Here is a 22,464-nt window from a genome sequence, read left to right as displayed (position 1 = left end):
CGGCATCTGCTGGCACCGGTTTTATGGAATTCGGATGTTGCTGTGTTTGTTATGATATGCGGAAATGTTCGCAAACCCTCTTTGCGACCAACCAGCGCGACGCGACGCATGACCACGCCGTCGGTCGGCCGGCAGTCAGTGTGATGAAGGGATCGACGGCGAGCCTTCGGGCTGGATCACCTGACGAGCGGGCAGATCGATCACGACGACCAGGCCGCGTGGTTTTCCGTCCAACAACGTCAATTGTCCGTTATGCGCTTTGGTGACGATCCCTTGGGCGATCGGAAGACCAAGCCCAAGCCCGGAACCGCCTGCGGCGGCGATCTGCCGCGATTTGTCCCCCTTGAAGAATGGCTCCAGAACCTTCGCCTTGAGCTCGTCCGTCAGACTGGGACCATTGTCCCTCACCTCTATCCGGATCCCGCCATCGTCACGGCCTTGCAACTCGATTTCGACCTGCGTTGCATAACGGGACGCGTTTTCGACCAGATTGGTCATCGCGCGGGTCAGCGCCTGAGGTTTGCAGACAAACGCCAGTCGCCGCGGACCGGTGAACCGCACATCGACGCCGGTGTCGGAGAAATCGGTCGTAATCGTCTGCAGCAGGCTTGAGATATCGACCTTTCGATCGACCGCCCTCACCGATGGATCTTTGAAATAGGCCAGGCACTCGTCGATCATGAAATTCAAAGTGGCGATATCGGCGAGCATCAGGCTGCGAAGTTCCGGCTCTGAGGAACGCTCGGCACGCATCCGCAATCTCGTCAGCGGTGTCCTGAGATCATGACCCACGCCGCTCAGCACTCTTGTTCGATCCTCCGCCATGCTCTGGATGCGATCGCTCATGACGTTGAGCGATTCCGCCAGGCTTCGGATCTCGGCTGCGCCATCCGGTTCGAAAGGCTTTTCCAGGCTGCCTTCCATGCTCGCGCGTTTGGCAGCGGCAGCAAAGCGCCTCAGAGGTTCGGTAATAAGCCGGCTGCTGAAATATGCGAGCAGCACCAACGGAATGACGATTTTCAAAAATCCGCTTGCAGCTGCCGGAACGAACCACAGATAGCTGGGAAAAACCGGCAGTTGAAAGATGAGAGCACGCCTGTCGTCAATTCCGACAGTCAGCACGTCTGGATGCGATTGACCCATGACGAAACGATGAAATGCCGCGAAAATATTGTCGGCGAGCAGCGCGTCGATGCGCGCCACGATCTCGCTTGCAGCTACCATCGGCTGTTTGCCGGCAAGCGGCTGATCCAGGGACAATTTTTCGACCCCAACGCCGAGTGCCGCTGCTCTCTTGAGAACCGCGGCTTCGTCCTCGACTGACCTTGCCTGCGCAAATTGCTCGGCGACCATCGCCGCCCTGCCGGCAAACAGGCCGTTTTGAAAGCCGCGATCATGACGGCCGTAGATATAGGGCTCCATCGCGGTCGCCACGACGGAAACCAGCACGACAAGGAAGGTCGCCAATATGAGGATCTGGCTCTGGATCGAAGCGCGCCGGAAATTTCTCACGAGAGCCGCTCTACCTTGGATGCGAAAAGATAGCCCCCCAAGCGCACCGTCTTGATGAACGTCGGGTCTTTCAGATTTGGCTCTATCTTTTGCCTGACCCGGCTGATGTGGGCGTCGATGCTGCGTTCCACCGGCCCTGCCGACCCTGCATGTGTCATCGACAAAAGCTGTTCGCGCGTCAAAACCTTATTGGGATTGCAGCAGAATGCCAGGAGGATATCGAACTCCGCGGTTGTCAGGGAAACCTGCGCGCCGTCCGCGTCGAGAAGTTGACGGCTTTTCGGATCGATGCGCCATCCCGAAAACGTCATGGGCCCAAGCGTTTCCTCGTGATGGTGCGCATATGACGATCTGCGGAGAATGCTCTTGATCCGGGCCAGCAGCTCGCGTGAGTTGAATGGTTTCGTGACATAGTCGTCAGCACCGAGCTCCAGGCCGAGAATGCGGTCGATATCCTCCTGGAGCGCCGTCAGCATCAGGATCGGCACCGAGCGCGAAGCGCGAAGCCGCCTGCAGATGCTGAAGCCGTCCTCCCCCGGCAACATCGCATCGAGGACGATGAGATCGAATTGCTGTCGCGCCATCATTCGGTCCATGGCCGCGCCGCTCTCCACCGACGAGGCTTCGAAGCCGCTGGTCCGGACGAGGTCCACCAGCATATCGGCGATCGCGGAATCGTCTTCGACGATGAGGATATGAGCCTGATTGGGAACTGCCATTTCATATGCCATCGTCATTTGCTCTCTTGCCAGGAGTCCTGTCGGCGCGAAATTATCACGTTTCCGCCTTTATCAATCAGGCGGCCTCATCCGCCATCGATCACGGTGGTTAAAATCTCCAATGTCGTGTCGCCAGGCATTTTTCTCCGTACGATATCAGCTGCCACACCGATACGGCTCCGCCTTATCAGGTCTCGTGCAATGCTATGTTCGATAATGTTGCGAAATGTTGCGAACAGGGATGCCAACGTCGCCGACACGGCGCCCGGTATCAAAACTGCCTTTCGGGATCGCCACTGACTTTCACATGGTCATCTCGGATTGTGCTGTCGATGATAACCGTGGCGACGAAACAGACGCGGATGACCAGCAGACAAAAGAATAACAGCGAGAGGCTCGCCGTCGCATAGTGCTTCAACGCGGAACGCTTGGGGAGCCGGGCGGTGAGTTTATGAAGGGCGTTTCTGGCGAGACGACCGATCGCCACGAGCAGAAACAGTGCCGTAATGATGTACCCGCTTGCCGAGGCCGCCCCCAATAACTGGAACATCAAAAGACACCCGCACCAAGTGAAGACTTCGCGTTTTGGAATGACGCCTTCAAACCGACGAAACCCGATGGAACGACGCCGATGAGATCCGTCCGCAAGGCGCGTGATCGGCCGGCAAGGCGGGGCCGGATGGTCCGGATCCAGGCCCAGCGAAGTCCGGTTCTGCGACGGGAATTCGGCCACCGCTAGTCGGCTCGCTCTGCGCGGGGCGAGGCGCGGCGACTTAGAAGCAGAGATGTGGCGGCACGCCACCGGGATGCCTTCGCCGCGGCTGCAATCACCGTCTCATTGAGAGTTGGCGTTCTTTGGACCGCAGCAATCCTGGCTGTCTTTGACTCCGTAAGCGCCGCGATCCTTCTCAGAAAGGCATCGCTGTCGAATTCTTTCGAGGAAGGAACCGACTTTGCTGTCGGCTGGATGGCATGGAAAAACACCTCCAGATTGATGACTGGTATCGGCTTGATGTTTCGCACCAGGTCGATATCCGCCCGCATCGTTACCGCCAGACAATATCGGTCCGAGCGCAAAGCGTCGAAGAGCTCCGGTATGGAAGATACAGCCGTCGCGGCATATCCGTTCTCATTCAGCTTCGAGACGATACCGCAGGCAGCGCCTTTGCCGAGAAAGACGAGAATTGGCTTTTGCTGGTTGCTTTGCACTGATGACATCACTGGCATACTCCTGACCTGTCGCCAGAAGTTTAGCCCGCATCGGCGCTGCTGTTTGTTCGGTTTTATTCGGTTTTATTGCGCCGCGAAGCGCCCGCGAAGTTCAGGCAAGCGCGGCGGACCTCGCTATTTACGACAACGCTGCCCTGAGCCAGGGATGCATCGAGGCCCTCTTTCTGAGCAGCCTGTCGATCGATATCGATCCCGCGCCGGAAGCCGAAAGCACGAACATGCCGCCGGCAATCGCCAGGTCCTTCTCGAAATGCAGCAACTCGTTCTGGCTTGCGAAATTCGTATGGAAGAGCAAGGCGGTCGCCAGGCAGAAGAGCGCCAGCGCCAGTGCGCCAAGCCGGGTGAGGAAACCTGCCGCGACGGAAAGGCCGGCGCCGATCTGAAGGGCGATGGTAGCAAGTGCCATCGGCGTCGACAGCCCCAGTTTTGCGAAAGTGTCGATGGTCGCAGTGAGATCTGCCGCAAGGGACCAGCCCTCATGCAGAAAGATCAGCGCCAGCAGAAACCTGCCGAGGAGCAGAACGAAATCGGCCGGTCGGGACCGGCTTGAGGCGCTTTCCATCATAGCCTCCGGTTTGAAGAGCAGGCGGCGCGGCCCGCTCATGCCTTCGGCTCCTCAGATCCTCGCAGCCGCTCTGGCAAGATGCATTATAGCAGGCTTGCCCCGACATTGATCGCCAGCGCCAGGATCGTCGTATTGAAGAGGAACGACAGCACGGCATGCAACAGCGTCAGCTTGCGCATGCTGGTCGAACTGACCGCGACATCCGCGGTCTGTGCGGCAACGCCGATGGTGAAGGAGAAATAGAGGAAATCCCAGTAGCCGGGCTCTTCGATCCCATCGGGAAATTTGAGCCCGCCCTCCTCGTCCGCCCCGCCGTAGAAATAATGGGCATAGTGGATGGTGAAGAGCGTATGCAGGAAGAACCAGGAGATCAGGATCGTCAAAATCGCCGCACTTGCCCGTGCCAGCGCGACGTCAGGTGCCGCCTCCTTGATCGAATGAAGCTCGATGCCGATGCCGGCGATGCTGGCAAGTGCGGCACCGATCGAAAGGGCCAAGAGCACGGTATCGGAGAAATCAAGATCCGCGGAGCGTTTTCGGATGCTGTCAACCGTCGCCCGCAGCATCTTGCGCCAGCTCAGCGCGACAAAAACGCCAGCGCTGACATTCCAGCCGAACAGGATATTGCCGGCGCTGACCTCGCGCGAGGTCACAGCCAGGAAGACCGCCAGTCCAGCAAGAGTGGCGATGATGAAGCTCGCATGCTTGTAGACAAATGCCGCAAGCGAATTCGTCCTTTCCTCATCCGCCATATCGGTCTCCGACAGCATATGCCCTTGATAACAGCACGAAAAAGGCGCGCCTGCCAGCCGGCAGCCGCGCCTCCGATTGCATGCCGTGCCGATCAGGCGGCGGCGAGCTGCAGTTCCTTCTGCACCATGGTCCGCAACGTCCCCAGATCCTTGGCGAAGGCGCGAATGCCTTCGGCGAGTTTTTCCGTCGCCATCGCATCTTCGTTCATCAGCCAGCGGAAGGTCTTCTCGTCGACGGTGATCTTCGCAGCCGGCTTGATGATCTCGGGCGAAAGCTTGCGCTCGAGCTTGCCTTCGTCCTTGGAGAGTTCGTCGAGCAGGTTCGGAGCGATCGTCAGGCGGTCGCAACCGGCCAGCGCTTCGATTTCGCCAGCGCTGCGGAACGAAGCACCCATGACGATCGTCTTGATGTCGTTGGCCTTGTAATAATTGTAAATGTCGCGAACCGAAATGACGCCCGGGTCTTCCTCAGGCGTGTAATCCTTGCCCGTCGACTTCTTGTACCAGTCGAGGATACGGCCGACGAAGGGCGAGATCAGGAACACCTTGGCGTCGGCGCAGGCAACGGCCTGTGCCTTCGAGAAGAGAAGCGTCAGATTGCAATCGATGCCTTCCTTCTGCAGCACTTCGGCAGCGCGTATGCCTTCCCAGGTGGAGGCGAGCTTGATCAGGATGCGATCCTTCTCGATGCCGCGTTCCTTGTACCCGGCGATGATGCTGTGAGCCTTGTCGATCGAAGCTTGTGTATCGAAAGAAAGGTCGGCATCGACTTCGGTCGATACGCGTCCCGGAACAAGCTTGGAAAGCGCAGCGCCGACGGAGATGGCGAGGCGATCAGCGACGGCGGATGAAACGGCTTCGGGATTGCCGCCTTGCTTCTTGCCCCAGGCGACGGCTTCCTTGATGGCGTCGGCGAACATGGGCGTGCCGAGTGCCTTCAGCACGATGCTCGGGTTCGTCGTGCAATCAACCGGCTTCAGGCGGGCGACGGCCTCGATGTCGCCGGTATCGGCGACGACGGTGGTAATCTCGCGAAGTTGGTCAAGCTTGGATGTCATGGTCAATAATCCTTGTTGAACTTGGGCTGCGACCGGCGCGAGTTCCGCCCGGCAAAGGTGATCTACCGGCAGGTTGTTTGCATGCTGCAGGCGAAAATGCGCGCATCCGTCACGGATGATTTATAAACGTGAAGGACAGTCGCCGTGTTCCAGCCGCCAACGAACGACGGCTCGAACGCAAGCGATGCCGCCTGCGGCTGGAAGGCCGGTCGTGACTTTCGGCATGCCCGCACTATGTCCTCCTCGACGGACAAGAACGACTTGTGTCACCCGGACTATCGCCACTCACCCAAGGAAAAGTCAAGGACATTTGTGCATTTCAATTGACATAAGTGTCACACCCGTCATTATCCCCCAACAAAAGCGTCGTTACGGCCCTTCATCCCATGGGGGACTGAGGGCGGGCATCCTGCGGAGGAGATGTGGTCAAGCTCAAACGCGGCACGCACACGGCCTATTCCGAAGCATCCTCGCTGCGGCTGAGGGCGGCATGGCTCTATTATAACGAGGGCCTCACCCAGAAAGACGTGGCCGAACAGCTCGGCATCAGCCGCACCACCGTGATCCGCCTGCTCGACGAGGCGATGAAACGCAGCGAAGTCCAGATCTGGATCAACGATTCGATCGGCGATTGCGTTGAACTTTCGGTGAAGCTGGAGCGCGCCTACGGCCTCGACGAGGCGATCGTCGTACCCGCACCGATCAGCTGTGATGTGAATTCGCTGGCGAAAAATGTCGGCCTGGCGCTTGGCCAGTTCCTCTCCGAAGCCATTCCCGACGACTATACGATCGGCGTCGGCTGGGGCCGCACCATGACCGCCTCGCTGTCAAGCTTCCGGCCGCCGCGCCGCACCAATTGCAAGGTCGTGTCGCTGCTTGGCGGCATCGTCGCCGTGCACCAGACCAACCCGATCGACTACACATGGCGGCTGGCAAATCAGCTCGGCGCCGAATGCTACATGTTCCTGGCGCCGCTTCTCGTCGATTCCATCGAGACCAAGCGCAATCTGATCGAAAAATGCGGGCTGGACACGATCTATCGTCTCGCCGAGAACCTCGATCTGGCGATCGTCAGCTGCGGCGATATCGGCCCGCATTCGACCTCACTGTCGGAGGGCTGGATCTCCAAGGCCGAGTTGCAGGAACTGATCGATGCTGGCTGCGTCTGCGACACCATGTTCAACTTCCTCGACAAGGACGGCAATTCGGTCGACCACTCGATCAATCGGCGCGTCATGTCCGTCGATCTCGACACGCTGAAGGAGGCCAAACATATCGTGCTCTCTTCCGGCGGCGCTCATCGGGCCGTGGCGATCCGCGCCACGATCAAGCGCATTGGCTGCAATACGCTGATCACCGACGAAAGGGCTGCGCGGGCATTGCTGGAACTGGCGGAGACATCGCCGTCCGCGCCTTCTCCCCAGTGGGGAGAAGCGCAGGAGCGATAGCGAGCGGAGCAAGATGAACGGGTCGGGGGTTGAACGGCCCGCCGCTCCGCCCGGGAAGCCATCAGGCGTGCGCCGATTCCCAGCCGAGCATCGCCCGTTTGCGGGTGAGGCCCCAATGGTAGCCCGTCAATGCGCCGTTCTTGCCGAGCGCCCGATGGCATGGCACCACGAAGGAGATCGGGTTAGCCCCCACCGCCGCACCGACGGCGCGCTGCGCCGTCGGCCGGCCGATATCGTTGGCGATATCGGAATAGGTCACGGCCTTGCCGAACGGGATCTTCAGCAGGCTCTGCCAGACGCGCACCTGGAAGTCCGTGCCGATCAGCACGACGCGCAGCGGCTGCTCCGAGGACCATTTGCCGGGTTCGAAGATGCGGGCCGCATAGGGAACCGTCGCCTGCAGGTCTTCGACATAAGAGGCGTTCGGCCAGCGGCAGGTCATATCCTCGAGGCAGGCCTTCTCGTCGCCGGAATCGCTGAAGGCGAGGCCGGCAAGGCCGCGGTCGGTCGCCATGATCAGCGCGACACCGAAGGGGCAGATGTGGAAGCCGTAGCGGATGGTGAGGCCGCCACCCTTGGCCTTCCATTCGCCGGGCGACATCGCCTCATGGGTGACGAAAAGGTCGTGCAGGCGGCTCGGCCCGGAGAGGCCGACCTCGATCGACGTCTCGAGCAACGGCATGTCTTCGCTACGCAGCAGCCGCTTGGCATGGTCGAGCGTCACCGCCTGCAGGAAGCCCTTGGGCGACAGGCCGGCCCAGCGGGTGAAGGTCTTCTGCAGCTGGGTCGGCGACTGGTTGAGCCGCGCCGCGATCGCCTCCAGCGAAGGCTGATCGCGGTAATCCTCGGTGATGAGTTCGATTACCCGACGGACAATGTCATAATCAGGGCCGTCAGGCGTGATGTCTGTCTGAAGGTTGGCAATCATATTCATCGTCTTTCTCCTTGTCACAAGGAGATAGTCAATAGGGGGTGAGCAAACCACCCGATTCTTGCGCATCCGCCGGATAGTCTCAGATCCGCTGCTTGACCGTCGCGAGTGCGCCCTTGAAGGCCTTGGCGAAGCTTTCCCGATCGTCGGGATTGAGGAAGGATCCGATATCCGTGCGCCGCCCCTCGCCGAAGATATGCATGGAGAGGATGCCGATCTCCTGGTGCCGGCGAACGAGGAAACGCGCCCAGAACGGATTGAAATGATGCTCCACCATCCGTCCCGATGGTGCAAACTTGCGCACCGACACGTCCATGCGCGACACCGTCACCTGTTCGCGCGCTTTCCCGGAGCGGTAATTCAGCCAGAAGGCGCCGTACAAAAGCACGAAATCCAGTCCGAAGAAGAAGCCGATCGGCCAGGCGCCTGTCACGACGAAGAACATGCCGTAGAGGAAGCAGACGGCGCCGGACAAAGCAAGCAGCACCTTGAAGCCCCGACGGCCAAGTGACCGGTGGGGAAAGAGCTCGGCGGCGAAAACAGGCTGCTCGTTGGAGCTGTCGGCGTTGCTTTCCATCATGGCTGCTGAGTATAGAGTTTCCATGGCAAATCCGAAACTCAAATCCGTTACCAAGATGCCTCAGGGTGCGAATGTGATCGCCCGCCGCAAACCGGCGGCAGCGGTGCGCACGGTCTATTCACTGGCCGAGCGCGAGGAGATCTTCCGCCGCTTCTCCGTTCAGCGGCCGGAACCGAGAGGCGAGCTCGAACACACCAACGCCTTCACACTCGTCGTCGCCGTGGCACTTTCGGCGCAGGCGACCGATGTCGGCGTCAACAAGGCGACACGCGCGCTCTTCAGGATTGCCGATACGCCGGAAAAGATGCTCGATCTCGGCGAGGAACGGCTGCGCGACTATATCAGGACGATCGGCCTCTATCGCAACAAGGCGAAAAACGTCATCGCGCTCTCACAGATGCTGGTCGAGCAATTCGGCGGCAAGGTGCCTGAGACGCGCGAGGAGTTGGTCAGATTGCCGGGCGTCGGCCGCAAGACCGCCAATGTCGTGCTTTCCATGGCCTTCGGCCAGGCGACGATGGCCGTCGATACGCACATCTTCCGCATCGCCAACCGCATCAGGCTCGCCCCCGGCAAGACGCCCGATGAGGTCGAGGCACGGCTGATGAAGGTGATCCCGAAACATTACCTCTATCACGCCCATCACTGGCTGATCCTGCACGGCCGCTACACCTGCAAGGCGCGCCGCCCCGAATGCGAACGCTGTATCATCGCCGATCTCTGTAAGTCGCCGGAGAAGAGTTCGGATATACCGGCGGCGCTGGTCACGCTACCGCCGCAGGTGATCGGCGAGGCCGTCGAGTAGAACAGCGATCGCCTGCTCGTATTCCCGCCTTTCCCCACCCGCCTCGATCGCGATCGCCGCGCGGTCAAAGGCTGCCGATAGCAGCAAGGTCAGCGGTGCGAGCATAGCACCGGCTTGCGGAAGCATGGCTGCAAGCCCTGCCCGCAGCGTCGCTTCCGCATTTTCTGCGTCGATCGTCGCGGTCGCCGGCAGGCCGAGAACGGCAGGCGCCTCGATCAGCAGCAGCCGTGTGCGCCCTTCTGCCATCATCGCGTCGAAATAGGCCGAGGCACCGGCGATCAGCGCGGCACGCGGCGCGTCGTGCGACGCCGAATGCGCCTCGATCGTCCCGGCCACTGCGCGCGCCTCGCATTCGATCACCGCGCGAAAAAGCGCCTTCTTGTCTTCAAAATGATGATAGAGCGCGCCTCGCGTCACACCCGCCGCCGCCACGATCTCCGGCGTCGCGGTCTCGGCATAACCCTTCTCGACGAAAAGACGCCGACCGGCATCGATCAGCGCCTGCCTCGTCTGTTCCGTTCTCTCGCGATTGCTGCGGCTCATGCGTTTTCTTTACATACAAACAGAATGTATGCTAATGGAAAAACATACAGAATGCATGTAAATGGAAAGATGGAGGAAAAAGATGAAATCGACGAGCTATTATCCTGTCATCATGACTGGCGATGTCGCCGGCACTGCCAGCTTCTATTGCAGGCATTTCGGCTTCAAGGCGCTGTTCGAAAGCGACTGGTACGTTCACTTGCAATCGATAGAGAAAGAGCATATCGCGCTTGCCATCCTTGACGGCAGCCACGAAACCATCCCGGCCATGGCCCGCGGCAGGGTGTCCGGCCTGCTCCTTAATTTCGAGGTCGCCGACGTCGATGCGATCTATGCCGCCTGCCGGAGCGCCGGCCTGCCTATACTGAGAGAGATCCGTGACGAGGATTTCGGCCAGCGGCATTTCATCACCGCAGATCCGAACGGCGTCCTGATCGACATCATCAAGCCGATCCCGCCGAGCGCCGAATTCGCGGCGATGTACGACACCGCCGCCCTGCCCGGCTGAGCCTCAGGGGTGGTGCAACGCGACATCCCTGGCGGAAACCAGCTTGTGCAGATGCACCATCATGCCGGCGGCAAAGAGCGGCGTCAGAAGATTGACGAAGGGGATCGCCAGGAAAAGGGCGATCACCAGCCCGCCGAGAAAGACGGTGGAAGCATGCTTGGCGCGGAAGAGCCGTGCCTCCTCAGGCGAACGGAATCGCATGGCGGCGAATTCGAAGAATTCCCGTCCGAGCAGATAGCCGTTCACCAGAAAGAACGCGACCAGATTGACCCCGGGGATGAACAGCAGCAGCAAGGCGACGGTATTGCCGAGGATCACCACGCCGAGGAACTTGATCGAGCTTGCCATCGCCGGACCGAGCGGCATGGCGGTGCCCGGCGCATCCCCGGGATAGTCGCGTTTTTCGATGACGTCGGCGACATCGTCGAGAAACAGGCCGGCGATCAGCGCCGTGACCGGCGAAAGCAACAGCGCCAGCATCAGGGCGAGGCCGATACCGGCAAGGATCGCGAAGACGAAAGCGAACCACCCCGCCCAATCCGGCACATCGGGAAAGAAGCTCGTGAGCCATGGAAAGAGAAAGGCCACGAAGGCCCCGCGCAGCGCAAACCAGAGGCCGACGAGCACGAGAATCGTCAGGCCGAGCACCTTCCAGAAGACCGAGCGCGTTTCCGCCGCGAAGAGATTGGTGAGCGATAGTCGAGCGGCGTCAAGAATCATGTCTCAGGCGTCTCCGGTTGCGCGCAAGATGTAGGAAAGGTGGGGGTCGCCGACAAGAGAATAAAATTACATGCAGTAATAGAAAACTTGTCGAAAACTAAATACTAATATAATATTGTGACGTATATGAAATACGCACGGGCCTGAGAAGCAGCTTCCGAAATAGTTGCAAAGACAAGGGGTCGCAACAGCGCATCCACGGAACGCCTCTGAGGGAAGACGGGGAGGCCGATGTGGAAGACTTTGTGCAAAAACTCAGGCAATACGCAAAAAACGGCACACCAGCCGAACGCCGTATCGCGAAATATTTCACCGAACACCTGAATGACCTGCCGTTCGAGACAGCTGCATCCGTCGCTGACAGGCTGGATCTCTCGCCGATGACCGTCGGCCGGTTCCTGCGCGCGCTCGGCTATCAAGGGTTGGACAGCGTCAAGGTCGAGATTCGCGAGACCGTGACCACATCGCCGGCGCAATTGCAGAGCGCCATGAGCGAGCTGCATCAGGACGCCGCGGAGGGCAAACCGCTCGCCGTGCTGGTTGCCGAACAGATCCAGGCGCTCCATCATATCTATCATCTGACGGCGCAGCCGCATTGGTCAGAAGCCGTCGGCTTGATCAGCACGGCCCGAGAAGTATCAATCGCCACGCATGCGCGGCTCGCGAGCCTCGCCAATCATTTCTGCCAGCGGCTGACACAGGCCCGCGACGGCGTGCGCACGCTCGACGCCGCCGACAACCGTTTTGCCGAGCTCTTCGCCCGGCTGGCGGTCGATGACGCGCTGCTTGTCATTATCGACTGTCGCCGCTTCGCCAAGGCGCGACTGCTGGCCAGGACGGCGCGGCGCTACGGCTATAAGGTCGTGCTCATTTCGCCGCAACAGGCGGACTGGATGGCGGACCAGTCGAACGTCATGCTGCCCTTGCCGCCAGCGCGCGCGCCCGATCTCGACAACCTTCCGCCGCTGATCGCCCTGCTCGATTGCCTGTCGGAATCCGTTATCCTCGAAGTCGGAGAAGAAGCGGCCCTTCGCCGTCGCCGCATGATGGAATTCGCGACCGTGCTCGGCGAGGCCGCAAACCACTGACGTCCTTAGCGCGTCTCAAAAGACGAGCGGCGCCCTATAGCATCGTTTCCAGTTCGGCGCGGTGGCGGTGCATGGCGAGAAGACGGCGGTAGTCGCGGTCGTAGAGCGCCTGTTTCGCCTTGTCGGGAAGCCGTTCGTCGCCGCCTGGATACATCGCCTCGCCGGCCGCCGCCAGATCCTTGTACAAACCGCAGGCGACGGATGCGGCGACCGCCGTGCCGAGCAGCACCGCCTCGTTCATTTTCGGCACCACGACCTTGCAGCCGGTCGCATCGCTATAAAGCTCCATCAGCACCGGGTTCTTCACATGCCCGCCGGCAATATGCAGAGTATCGGGCATGTAGCCGTATTCCTTCATCATTTCCAGGATATGGCGGATCCCGAGGGCAATCCCCACCGCAGAGCGCCAATAGAGCGCGCAGAGCCCGTCGAAGGACGTATCGAGCGTCAGCCCGCTGACGACGCCGACGGCATGCGGATCGGCGAGCGGCGAGCGGTTGCCATGGAAATCCGGCAGCACGAAAATCCGCGCACCGAAGGCATCGCCCTCCTCGGCCCTCAATTCGGCGATGCGCGCGACGATCCTCTGATGCAGCGCCGCCGTCGGCTCGCCGCCGGCCGCATGCATACGCACGATGTGGTCGAGCAGCGCGCCGGTCGCCGATTGCCCGGCCTCCACCAGCCAGGATTGCGGGAAGACCGCCTCGTAATAGGGTCCCCACATGCCATGGCTCGGCTTGCGTTCCCGGGAGAAGGTAACGATGCAGCTCGACGTTCCGGCAATCAGCGCCAGTTGGTGCTCGCGTTTTACAGGATCGGCGGCATAGCCGCCGAGCGCGCCCAGTGCACCCGCATAAGCGTCGATCATCCCGGCAGCGACATGGCAATCCGTCGTCAGCCCCAGCGCTTCCGCCGCTTCCGGTGTCAACTGCCCGACACTGTCTCCGACAGGCGTGGTCTCGTCCGGCAGATGGCCGCGCTCATGAAGGTCCTCGAGGCCGATCCGCTCCAGGAAATCCTGCTGCCAGCCCTTTTCGAGATGGGCGAGATAGTTCCATTTCGCCGTCAGCGTGCAGCGTGAACGGGCAGGCGAACCGGTCGATTTCCACGTCATGAAATCGGCGAGATCGAAGAAGTAGCCGGCCTTTTCCCATGTGGCCGGCAGCTTCTTCTTCAACCACATCAGCTTCGGCATTTCCATCTCGGGCGACATCACATGCCCGGAATGTTCGAGCACCCTGTGCTCCGTCGCCGTGCAGAAATCGGCTTCCTTCAGCGCCCGGTGATCGAGCCAGACGATCGTATCGAAACGCCGCTCGCCGCCGGTGGAAACGCTGAGCTGACGGCCCTCGACGTCGCGGACCACCAGCGAACAGGTGGCGTCGAAGCCGATCGCTCCAACCGAGGCGGCGGCGATGCCGGATTGCTCCATCGCCCTGCGCACTGCCGTGCAGGCGGCCGACCAGATATCTTCGGAATCGTGCTCGGCATGGTTTTCACGCGGCCGGTTCATCACGATCGGATGTTCGGATTTGGCGAGCAAGCGGCCGCGTGCGTCGAAGACGCCGGCGCGCGCGCTGCCCGTGCCGATATCCACCGCAACCACATGATCACGCATCAAATCTTGGTCCCGTCCAGCTTATGGTTGCGGACAAGGTGTATCAAATCCGGCATGGCGTCAAACACCACCTCAGGCGAAAGACGATCGAGTTCGGCGCGGTATCCGGCGAAATTGGCGTGGGACCCACCGGTGAAGGCGAAGACCGTCATGCCCGCCGCCTTGGCGGCAGCAATACCGGCCGGGCTGTCCTCGACGACAAGGCAATGTGCCGGCTCGACCCGCATTTCACGCGCCGCATGCAGGAAAAGATCGGGCGCCGGTTTGCCGCGCTTGACCATCGTCGCGCTGAAGATGTCGGGCAGCTTGCCCAGAAGTCCGGTCACCGACAGCGACAGGCGGATTCGCTCCATCTGGCTGGACGAGGCAACGCAACAGGGCACGCCAAGTCCGTCGATCGTCGCGGCGACACCCTCTATCGGCTTCAACTCGGTGCGGAAACGGGCATAGAGATCGGTGCGGATGCGCTCGAGGAATTCCTCGCCGGCATGGACGTTGAATTCGGTTTCGAGCGTATCGATGAGGGTCGACAGGCTACGGCCGAGAAACCGCTCATAGGCCTGGTCCTCGGTGATCGAGACGCCGAGATCGTTCATGGCGCCGACGAGCACGTTGATCGAAATCGGCTCGCTGTCGACAAGCACGCCATCGCAATCGAAGATGACCAGCCGTGTTTCAGCATCAGCCATGGAAGACCCAACCTGAGTTCAATTCGGACGCATGACCGTCCCGCTTTGCTCGCAAGGCCGGATGGATGGTGACAACAGCGTGCCGCCATCCCATTCCCTTACACTGCGAGCTTGCCGTCGAGATAGAGTTGCAGCGTCTCCCGCGTGCCCTTTTCCCACAGGGTTTTGAGTGCATGGGCGAAACGCTTGCGGAAAAGTTCGGATTTTGCCACTTCGCCAAAAATATCGTCGAAGGCGAGGAAGGCTGACGGATCGTCCTTGGCTTTCAGCGCCGCCGCATGCAGGCGATCGGCACTGGCGTCGTTGAAGACGATATCCTTGCCACTGTCGGTCTTGCCGGCGAAATAACGGCACCAGAGTGCTGAAACCAGCGCCAGGCCGACGACGTCCCTGCCCTGATGCAGATTGTCGAGCGTCGACGGCAGGATGAATTTCGGCTGGCGGTTCGAGCCGTCCTGCGCCAGTCGCGGAATGGTGTCGGCAATCTTCGGATTGAGCAGGCGGTGCTCGATCAGGGCGAAATAATCCGTCAGCGACGTGTTCGGCACCGGCGGGACGATCGGGATGATCTCATCTTTTTCGAGCTTGGCGAGGAAGGCGCGGATCAGCGGCTCTTCCATGGAATCGTGAACGAAATGAATATCCATCAGCGCCGCCGGATAAGCGATCGCGGCATGCCCGCCGTTGAGGATGCGGATCTTCATATGCTCGTAGGGCGTGACATCGAGAACGAAGGTCACCCCGACCTTTTCCAGCGCCGGCCGGCCGGCAGTGAACTTATCCTCCAGCACCCATTGCTTGAATTCCTCGCAATAAACCGGCCAATTGTCCTCGATCCCAAAATTGTCGCGGAGGAAATCGACCTCACGCTGGCTGGTCGCCGGCGTGATGCGATCGACCATGGCGTTCGGGAAGGCGACATTCGCCCTGATCCAGTCGGCAAGGGCAGGGTCTGAAAGTGCGGCCGTGCCGACGACGGCATTGGCGGTGACAACGCCGTTGTGGGGAATGTTGTCGCAGGACATGACGGTGAACGGTCCGATGCCCCTGGCCTTGCGCGCCTTCAGGCCGGCGACGATCAGGCCGAACACCGTCTTCGGCGCATCGGGATTCTGTCCGTCGGCAGCGATCGCCGGATGAGCCGGATTGAACCTGCCCGATGCGTCGATGAAATAGCCGCCCTCGGTGATCGTCAGCGAGACGATCCGGATCTCGGGATCGGCGAGCCTGGCGATGATGGCGCTCGCATCGCCGACCGGCAGGATGTCGATCATCGGCGCAGTAACGCGCGCCGCCGTCTTGTTGTTGTCCTGCTCGACCACCGTCGTCAGGAAATCCTGCGCCGCAAGTTTTTCGCGCATGGCGGCATCCGACGGCAGCACGCCGGCGCCGACGATCGCCCAATCGTGATCCGTGCCTGCATTGAAGAGATCGTCGAGATAGATCGCCTGGTGGGCGCGGTGGAAATTACCGACGCCGAAGTGCACGATGCCGGCTTTCAGCGATGCCCTGTCATATCCAGGGATAGCCGCCGTGCGGGCCACATCCGAAAGCGTTGCCAGCGATAATTTGCACGTCATGTTTCAGTCCTCTTGAAGGTCTTGCCGAGACGGCCGGGCGTCATCGTCCGGCTCGCATGCCTGCCCCCCGGCCGCCTGCTCAGATGGCAAGGCCGCCCTCGTTGAATTTATGGATGCGTGAACGGTCCGGCGTCAGATAGACCGTATCGCCCGCCTTGGCCGCGAAATCGCCGCTGCCGCGCGCCGTCACCATGCCGATGCCCTCGGCATCGATATGCAGGAAAGTGTCGGAGCCGAGATGTTCGGCGACCACGACCCTGCCCTTCCAGTCGCCGCTCTCCATCGACAGCAGCACATGCTCGGGACGGATACCGATCGTATGGGCTCCGAGCTGGGCCGCATTCTGGCCCTTGATGAAATTCATCTTCGGCGAGCCAATGAAGCCGGCGACGAACAGGTTGCGCGGGCGGCTATAGAGCTCGAGCGGCGAGCCGACCTGCTCGATATTGCCCCTGTTCAACACGACGATCTTGTCGGCCATGGTCATCGCCTCGACCTGGTCGTGGGTGACGTAGACCATCGTCGTCTTCAGCTGCTGGTGCAACTCGCTGATTTCGAGGCGCATGTTGACGCGCAGTGCCGCATCGAGGTTCGACAGCGGTTCGTCGAACAGGAAGGCCGAAGGCTGGCGCACGATGGCGCGGCCGATCGCCACGCGCTGGCGCTGGCCGCCGGACAGCTGGCGCGGTTTGCGTTCGAGATAGTCGGTCAGGTTCAGCACCCGGGCGGCATCCGTCACCTTGCGGTCGATCTCCGCCTTGTCGACACCCGCCATCTTCAGTGGGAAGGCGATGTTGTTGCGCACGCTCATATGCGGATAGAGCGCATAGGATTGGAACACCATGGCCAGGCCGCGCTCCGAGGGCGCCTTTTCGGTGGCGTCCCTGCCGTCGATGACGATCTTGCCGCCGGAGACGTCCTCGAGCCCGGCAATCAGCCTAAGCAAGGTGGACTTGCCGCAGCCCGACGGGCCGACGAAGACGACGAACTCGCCGTCCTTGATGTCGAGATCGATCGACGGGATGACCTTGGCTTCGCCGAAGACCTTCGAAACCTTCTGAAGGGTAATGCTGCCCATGTTTCTCTCCCTTTATCTTATTTCACAGCGCCGAAGGTCAGGCCGCGGACGAGTTGTTTCTGGCTGAACCAGCCAAGGATCAGGATCGGCGCGATCGCCATCGTCGATGCCGCCGACAGCTTGGCATAGAACAAGCCCTCGGGGCTGGAATAGGAGGCGATGAAGGCCGTCAGCGGCGCCGCCTTCGAAGCGGTGAGGTTGAGCGTCCAGAACGCCTCGTTCCAGGCCAGGATGATGTTCAAAAGCAGCGTCGAGGCAATGCCGGGCACCGCCATCGGCGTCAGCACGTAGACGATCTCCTTCATCAGCGATGCCCCGTCCATGCGCGCCGCTTCGAGGATCTCGCCGGGGATTTCCTTGAAATAGGTGTAGAGCATCCAGACAATGATCGGCAGGTTGATCAGCGTCAGCACGATCACCAGGCCGGTGCGCGTGTCAAGCAGACCTGAATTGCGGAACATCAGATAGATCGGGATCAGTGCGCCGACCGGCGGCATCATCTTGGTCGACAGCATCCACATCAGCACGTCCTTGGTCCGCTTGGTCGGCGAAAACGCCATGGCCCAGGCGGCCGGAATGGCGATGATCAGGCCGATCAGCGTCGAGCCGAAGGAGATGATCACCGAGTTCATGAAGTGGCTGAGATAGTTCGACCGGCTCTGCACCTCGGCATAGTTTTCCGTCGTCCAATGGAAAAACAGGAACTGCGGCGGCGAGGCGATGGCGTCGGCTTCCGACTTGAAGCTGGTGAGAAAGGTCCACAGAATCGGGAAGAAGATCAGGATGCCGAGCGTCCAGGCGATTGCGGTGACGATGAGCTTGCGCTTCGTTGTGACTTTTCTGGCCATCTCAAGCCTCCAGATTCTTGCCGACGAGGCGCACGAGGAAGATCGCAACGATATTGGCGAGGATAACCGCCACGATGCCGCCGGCCGATGCGCCACCGATATCGAACTGCAGCAGCGCCTGGGCATAGACGAGATAGGTGAGGTTGGTGCTGTCGGTGCCCGGCCCGCCATTGGTGGTGACGAGGATTTCGGCGAAGACCGAAAGCAGGAAGATCGTCTGGATCAGGATCACCACGGTGATGGCGCGCGCCATGTGCGGCAGGATGATGTAGATGAATTTCGAGATCGGCCCGGCGCCGTCCATCTCGGCCGCCTCCTTCTGCTCCTCGTCGAGCGACTGCAGCGCCGTCAGCATGATGAGGGTGGCAAAGGGCAGCCATTGCCAGGCGACGATGAGAATGACGGAAAACAGCGGCACATTGGCCAGCCAGTCGATCGGCTGCAGGCCGAGCGCCTTGGCAAGATGGGCAAACAACCCGTTGACCGGGTTCATGAACATGTTCTTCCAGACCAGGGCTGCCACCGTCGGCATGACGAAGAACGGCGCGATCACCAGGATCCGCACGATGCCCTGGCCGTACATCGGCTGGTCGAGCAGCAGTGCAAAGGCGATGCCGCCAATGACGGTGATCAACAGCACGCCGGCGACGAGCAGCAGCGTGTTGATCAGCGCCGCGATAAAGGCCGGGTCGGACAGGAAATATTCGTAGTTCAGAAAACCGACGAAGCTTTCCATGCCGGGGCTGAGCAGATTGTAGTTCAGCAGCGAGAAATAGATCGTCATCGCCAGCGGGACGATCATCCACGCAAAGAGCAGCAGCACGGAGGGCGCAATCATCAGGCGCGCAGCGGAGCGGGTATGTAAGGTCGCCATGGCAATCACCGATCTGGACTGAAGCGGGGAGCGGCCGCAAGGCAGCTTTGTCTGAAAAAAGAGGCCGCCGATGCAGTTCGGGCAATCGGCGGCCCAGAGAGGCGGATTGTCAAGGATCCGCCTCTTGCTCGGGAGGCTTTTATTTAATGTAGCCGGCCTTGGTCATTTCGCGGGTGGCGAGCTGCTGTGCGCTCTGCAGGGCCTGGTCGACCGAAATCTGGCCGGCAAGGGCTGCCGAGAACTGCTGACCGATCGCCGTGCCGATGCCCTGGAATTCCGGGATCGCCACGAACTGGACGCCGACATAGGGGACCGGCTTGACAGTCGGCTTGCTTGGGTCGGCCGAGTTGATCGAGTCGAGCGTCGTCTTGGCGAAGGGGGCCGCCTTCTGATACTCCGCATTCGCATAGAGCGAGCTGCGGGTGCCAGGAGGTGCATTCAGCCAGCCTTCCTTTTCGGCAACGAGGTTGGTGTAATCCTTGCTCGTGGCCCAGGCGACGAACTTCTCGGCCGCTTCGGCCTTCTGCGAACCTGCCGGGATGGCGAGGCTCCAGGCCCACAGCCAGTTGCCGCGCTTGCCGAGGCCCTTATCCGGAGCGAGCGCGAAGCCGACCTTGTCGGCGACGGTCGATTCCTTCGGGTTGCTGACGAAGGATGCAGCAACGGTCGCATCGATCCACATGCCGCACTTGCCGGTCTGGAACAGCGCCAGGTTCTCGTTGAAGCCGTTGGAGGAGGCGCCCGGAGGGCCGGCATCCTTCATCAGCTTGACATAGAAGTCGAGCGTGTCCTTCCACTCGGGCTGATCGAACTGCGGCTTCCAGCTTTCATCGAACCAACGAGCGCCGAAGGAGTTGGACATGGCCGTCAGGAAGGCCATGTTCTCGCCCCAGCCGGCCTTGCCGCGAAGGCAGATGCCGTAGACTTCCTTGTCCTTGTTGGTGATCTTGCGGGCGGCGTCGGCAATGAAGTCCCAGGTCGGGGCGTCGGGCATCTTCAGGCCGGCGGCGTCGAACAGGTCCTTGCGGTACATGACCATCGAGCTTTCGCCGTAGAACGGCGCCGCATAGAGCTTGCCGTCCAGGGTCAGGCCGCTGCGGATGGCCGGCAGCAGGTCGTCGACGTCGTAGTTGGCGCCGAGATTGTCGAGCGGCACCAGCCAGCCCTGCTTTGCCCAGATCGGAACTTCGTAGGTGCCGATCGTCAAGACGTCGTACTGGCCGCCCTTGGTCGCGATGTCGGTCGTGACCTTCTGGCGCAGCACGTTTTCTTCGAGGGTTACCCATTCAAGGTCGATGCCGGGATTCTTTGCCTTGAAATCATCCGTCAGCTTCTGCATCCGGATCATGTCGCCGTTGTTCACGGTCGCGATTGTCAGCGTCTCGGCCGAAGCCATGCCGGCAAACGCCAGTGCTGAGCAGGCGCCCAGCAGAAAAGTTCTCAATGTCATATCTTCCTCCCAGAAGATGGAGTGTGAGCATTCGCTTTGCTCATGGGCAATTACTCAACAATCAACAAAGAATGTCAATCGGCAATCGTTGCTGCGATGCCGAAGGCGATAGTCATCTCATTGATTTAACTAGAATATTTTTTGCTCAATTCCTGAGCAAAAACTCAGCAGTTTCTTCATCGGTGATCAGAGCATTGATTTGATGGCCGACAATGGCAGCCCTGATCGCCTTGAATTTGCGCTTGCCCTTGGCCAGTCCAATGACGATCGACGCGTCGCGGGACGGGATCGGCGCCGACGCGACGCGCTCGTTGATCGGGTTGTCGAGCAACCTGCCGTCGACATCGAAGATCCAGCCGCAGATCTCGCCGACCGCGCCGCCGCGCATCAGCTCCATCATCTCGTCCTTCTCGAGAAAACCGTCGACGCAGAGCGGCCCGTCGATGCCGAGTTCGCCGATGCCGACGAAGGTAACATCGGCTTGCGCACTCATGTCGAGCGTCGAACGCACCAGTTGCTGGCCGTGCAGCAGCTCCCGTTCCTCCGCCGAGGTGACGAGCACCGGCAACGGCATCGGATAGTGCCGCGCCTTCACCGCATCGGCCATGCTGAAGATGACGTTGTAATAGGCCGCCGACCCGTCCGGGGCGATATTGCCGGTCAGCGAAACGATGCGGTGATTCGGACATTCGATCGCCGGCAGTTGGTCGACGGCCGCTTTCAGCGTGCGGCCGGTGCCGATGGCGAGGACGATTGGCTCCGGCCGTTTCAGCCACCGCTCGATCTCGGCGGCCGCCGCCTCGGCGATACCGACCGTCGTCGATGACGACGCGGGATCACTCGGCACCACCTCAACATGTTTCAGCCCGAATTTCCGGCGCAACTGACTGCCGAGTTCCAGGCAGGCGGCGATCGGATGATCGAGCCGCACCTTGATCAGGCGCTCGGCGACCGCCAGCGACACCAGCCGCTGCGCCGATTGGCGCGAGATGCCCATCGCAGCGGCGATTTCATCCTGCGTGCGCCCGGCGACGTAATAGAGCCAGCCAGCCCGAGCCGCATCGTCGAGCCGTGCAGGGGTCTCTGATCTTTTTGCCATTTAATGCCTACCGCGCAAAGTGAGCCGGCGTGCCGCCGCCGAACATGATTTGAATTTGTATCGCGCCAGATCAAAACAAAATTCCGGCAAATGTCGAGCCTGTTGCAAAGAGCCCCGCCAAATAACCGCTATCACCGATGCAAACTCCGCTCATGCAACCCCGCTTAGGCAACCCGCACTTAGCCAAACCCCACTCAGGCGAACCATTGCACGACGAGATAGATCGCCGCCTTCACCAGCCCGTAGATCACCCCGCCGGCGATGACGAGCGACACGGCCGTCATCACGAAGCCGATGAGCGCGAAGAGACCGTCACGGCCCAATATGCCGAAAGCGAAGACCGAGATCGTGATCGCCGGCAGGATGTTGCCGAGCGGGACCGGCAGCAGCAGCACGATCGACAGCAGCAGACATGCGGCCCCGGCGAGATATTCCGCCGGCGGCTCGGCAAAGATCGCAAGCCTCGGCTTCAGCATGCGCTCGGCCCAGGCGAGCCAGCGGTGAATGCGGCCGACGATATTCTCGAAATCCTCCCGCCGCATCGAACGGTCGGCAATCACCCTCGGCAGCCAGGGTTTCAGCCCGAAGGTCAATTGCGCGGCCAGGAAGACCAATGGCGCGCCGAGCACGGCCGAAGTGCCGGGCGGCGTGGGAAAGGCGTTCGGCAGCGCGAAGATCAGCATCAACGCGCTGATCGCCCTGTCGCCCATCGTGTCGAATAGATCACCGATCGAGATCCGCTCACGGCTCTGGTCGGCGGCCATCTGCC

24 protein-coding genes are annotated in these 22,464 nt (G+C 60.9%); 4 read left to right on the top strand and 20 right to left on the bottom strand.

Annotated elements, in window-relative coordinates; all coding sequences use genetic code 11:
• Window positions 1-135: 135 nt before the first annotated feature.
• The 7 genes from FHX10_RS27505 to tal form a co-directional block, all read right to left on the bottom strand.
• Window positions 136-1,512: an ATP-binding protein gene (locus FHX10_RS27505; RefSeq protein ID WP_184390635.1), complete on the bottom strand. Its 1,377-nt coding sequence runs from the start codon at window positions 1,510-1,512 to the stop codon at window positions 136-138.
• Entirely contained in the window at window positions 1,509-2,249 is a 741-nt protein-coding gene (locus tag FHX10_RS27500; RefSeq protein WP_063475279.1) for a response regulator, read from the bottom strand. The genes FHX10_RS27505 and FHX10_RS27500 overlap by 4 nt, the downstream gene beginning before the upstream one ends.
• 253 nt (window positions 2,250-2,502) lie before the next feature.
• Window positions 2,503-2,964: a hypothetical protein gene (locus FHX10_RS35290; RefSeq protein WP_244604805.1), complete on the bottom strand. Its 462-nt coding sequence runs from the start codon at window positions 2,962-2,964 to the stop codon at window positions 2,503-2,505.
• A gap of 2 nt (window positions 2,965-2,966) precedes the next feature.
• Window positions 2,967-3,458 carry a hypothetical protein gene (locus tag FHX10_RS27490; protein ID WP_063475278.1) on the bottom strand — a complete coding sequence of 164 codons (492 nt, stop codon included), beginning with the start codon at window positions 3,456-3,458 and terminating at the stop codon, window positions 2,967-2,969.
• 121 nt (window positions 3,459-3,579) lie between these two features.
• On the bottom strand, window positions 3,580-4,026 hold the full coding sequence (locus tag FHX10_RS27485; RefSeq protein WP_047616603.1) for a DoxX family protein: 447 nt from the start codon (window positions 4,024-4,026) through the stop codon (window positions 3,580-3,582).
• An 83-nt stretch (window positions 4,027-4,109) separates the two neighbouring features.
• Complete coding sequence (locus tag FHX10_RS27480) at window positions 4,110-4,778, bottom strand: DUF1345 domain-containing protein (protein ID WP_047616601.1); 669 nt, start codon at window positions 4,776-4,778, stop codon at window positions 4,110-4,112.
• Between the two features lie 92 nt (window positions 4,779-4,870).
• Entirely contained in the window at window positions 4,871-5,836 is a 966-nt protein-coding gene (gene tal / locus FHX10_RS27475) for a transaldolase (protein ID WP_047616243.1), read from the bottom strand.
• 422 nt (window positions 5,837-6,258) lie between these two features.
• Between tal and FHX10_RS27470 the strand changes: the two genes are divergently transcribed.
• A complete protein-coding gene (locus FHX10_RS27470; protein ID WP_063475277.1) occupies window positions 6,259-7,284 on the top strand; it encodes a sugar-binding transcriptional regulator in 1,026 nt (341 codons plus the stop codon).
• 61 nt (window positions 7,285-7,345) lie between these two features.
• On the opposite strand, the gene FHX10_RS27465 is transcribed toward FHX10_RS27470, so the two are convergent.
• Together FHX10_RS27465 and FHX10_RS27460 are read right to left on the bottom strand one after the other, a co-directional pair.
• Complete coding sequence (locus FHX10_RS27465) at window positions 7,346-8,218, bottom strand: methylated-DNA--[protein]-cysteine S-methyltransferase (RefSeq protein WP_063475276.1); 873 nt, start codon at window positions 8,216-8,218, stop codon at window positions 7,346-7,348.
• 79 nt (window positions 8,219-8,297) lie between these two features.
• Window positions 8,298-8,795: a DUF2244 domain-containing protein gene (locus FHX10_RS27460; RefSeq protein ID WP_047616676.1), complete on the bottom strand. Its 498-nt coding sequence runs from the start codon at window positions 8,793-8,795 to the stop codon at window positions 8,298-8,300.
• Here FHX10_RS27460 and nth point away from each other — a divergent pair.
• Window positions 8,794-9,600 carry an endonuclease III gene (nth, locus tag FHX10_RS27455; RefSeq protein WP_174824461.1) on the top strand — a complete coding sequence of 269 codons (807 nt, stop codon included), beginning with the start codon at window positions 8,794-8,796 and terminating at the stop codon, window positions 9,598-9,600. The genes FHX10_RS27460 and nth overlap by 2 nt on opposite strands.
• On the opposite strand, the gene FHX10_RS27450 is transcribed toward nth, so the two are convergent.
• Window positions 9,565-10,143, bottom strand: a complete 579-nt coding sequence (locus FHX10_RS27450) for a TetR family transcriptional regulator (protein WP_047616671.1) — start codon at window positions 10,141-10,143, stop codon at window positions 9,565-9,567. The genes nth and FHX10_RS27450 overlap by 36 nt on opposite strands.
• 82 nt (window positions 10,144-10,225) lie before the next feature.
• On the opposite strand from FHX10_RS27450, the gene FHX10_RS27445 reads away from it, so the two are divergent.
• The gene (locus FHX10_RS27445; protein WP_063475275.1) at window positions 10,226-10,651 is read left to right on the top strand and encodes a VOC family protein; all 426 of its coding nucleotides are present in this window, start codon (window positions 10,226-10,228) and stop codon (window positions 10,649-10,651) included.
• A 3-nt stretch (window positions 10,652-10,654) separates the two neighbouring features.
• Here FHX10_RS27445 and FHX10_RS27440 read toward each other — a convergent pair whose 3' ends face one another.
• Window positions 10,655-11,371: a sulfate transporter family protein gene (locus FHX10_RS27440; RefSeq protein WP_063475274.1), complete on the bottom strand. Its 717-nt coding sequence runs from the start codon at window positions 11,369-11,371 to the stop codon at window positions 10,655-10,657.
• A gap of 233 nt (window positions 11,372-11,604) precedes the next feature.
• Between FHX10_RS27440 and FHX10_RS27435 the strand changes: the two genes are divergently transcribed.
• Window positions 11,605-12,459, top strand: coding sequence for a MurR/RpiR family transcriptional regulator (locus tag FHX10_RS27435; RefSeq protein ID WP_047616230.1), 855 nt, complete (start codon window positions 11,605-11,607; stop codon window positions 12,457-12,459).
• A 34-nt stretch (window positions 12,460-12,493) separates the two neighbouring features.
• Here the strand turns inward: FHX10_RS27435 and FHX10_RS27430 are convergent, their stop codons facing one another.
• The 9 genes from FHX10_RS27430 to FHX10_RS27390 form a co-directional block, all read right to left on the bottom strand.
• Window positions 12,494-14,077 carry an FGGY-family carbohydrate kinase gene (locus tag FHX10_RS27430; RefSeq protein ID WP_063475273.1) on the bottom strand — a complete coding sequence of 528 codons (1,584 nt, stop codon included), beginning with the start codon at window positions 14,075-14,077 and terminating at the stop codon, window positions 12,494-12,496.
• On the bottom strand, window positions 14,077-14,766 hold the full coding sequence (locus FHX10_RS27425; RefSeq protein WP_063475272.1) for an HAD family hydrolase: 690 nt from the start codon (window positions 14,764-14,766) through the stop codon (window positions 14,077-14,079). Before FHX10_RS27425 ends, FHX10_RS27430 begins: the two co-directional genes overlap by 1 nt.
• A 98-nt stretch (window positions 14,767-14,864) precedes the next feature.
• The gene (locus tag FHX10_RS27420; protein WP_047616225.1) at window positions 14,865-16,346 is read right to left on the bottom strand and encodes a mannitol dehydrogenase family protein; all 1,482 of its coding nucleotides are present in this window, start codon (window positions 16,344-16,346) and stop codon (window positions 14,865-14,867) included.
• A 79-nt stretch (window positions 16,347-16,425) separates the two neighbouring features.
• A complete protein-coding gene (locus FHX10_RS27415; protein WP_047616223.1) occupies window positions 16,426-17,424 on the bottom strand; it encodes an ABC transporter ATP-binding protein in 999 nt (332 codons plus the stop codon).
• A 17-nt stretch (window positions 17,425-17,441) separates the two neighbouring features.
• The gene (locus tag FHX10_RS27410; protein ID WP_018483649.1) at window positions 17,442-18,272 is read right to left on the bottom strand and encodes a carbohydrate ABC transporter permease; all 831 of its coding nucleotides are present in this window, start codon (window positions 18,270-18,272) and stop codon (window positions 17,442-17,444) included.
• Window position 18,273: 1 nt separating this feature from the next.
• Window positions 18,274-19,146 (bottom strand): carbohydrate ABC transporter permease, encoded by an 873-nt coding sequence (locus FHX10_RS27405; protein WP_047616221.1) that lies wholly within the window; start codon window positions 19,144-19,146, stop codon window positions 18,274-18,276.
• Window positions 19,147-19,285: 139 nt separating this feature from the next.
• Window positions 19,286-20,596, bottom strand: a complete 1,311-nt coding sequence (locus FHX10_RS27400; RefSeq protein WP_047616219.1) for an ABC transporter substrate-binding protein — start codon at window positions 20,594-20,596, stop codon at window positions 19,286-19,288.
• A gap of 145 nt (window positions 20,597-20,741) precedes the next feature.
• Window positions 20,742-21,695, bottom strand: coding sequence for a sugar-binding transcriptional regulator (locus FHX10_RS27395; RefSeq protein WP_047616217.1), 954 nt, complete (start codon window positions 21,693-21,695; stop codon window positions 20,742-20,744).
• A 194-nt stretch (window positions 21,696-21,889) separates the two neighbouring features.
• Complete coding sequence (locus tag FHX10_RS27390; RefSeq protein WP_244604804.1) at window positions 21,890-22,459, bottom strand: exopolysaccharide biosynthesis protein; 570 nt, start codon at window positions 22,457-22,459, stop codon at window positions 21,890-21,892.
• Window positions 22,460-22,464: the final 5 nt, after the last annotated feature.

The organism is Rhizobium sp. BK591 (genome assembly GCF_014195045.1).
Classification (GTDB): Bacteria; Pseudomonadota; Alphaproteobacteria; order Rhizobiales; family Rhizobiaceae; genus Rhizobium; species Rhizobium anhuiense.
The sequence above is the reverse complement of the archived record's forward strand: the minus strand, read 5'-3'. Positions and strand labels throughout refer to the sequence as shown.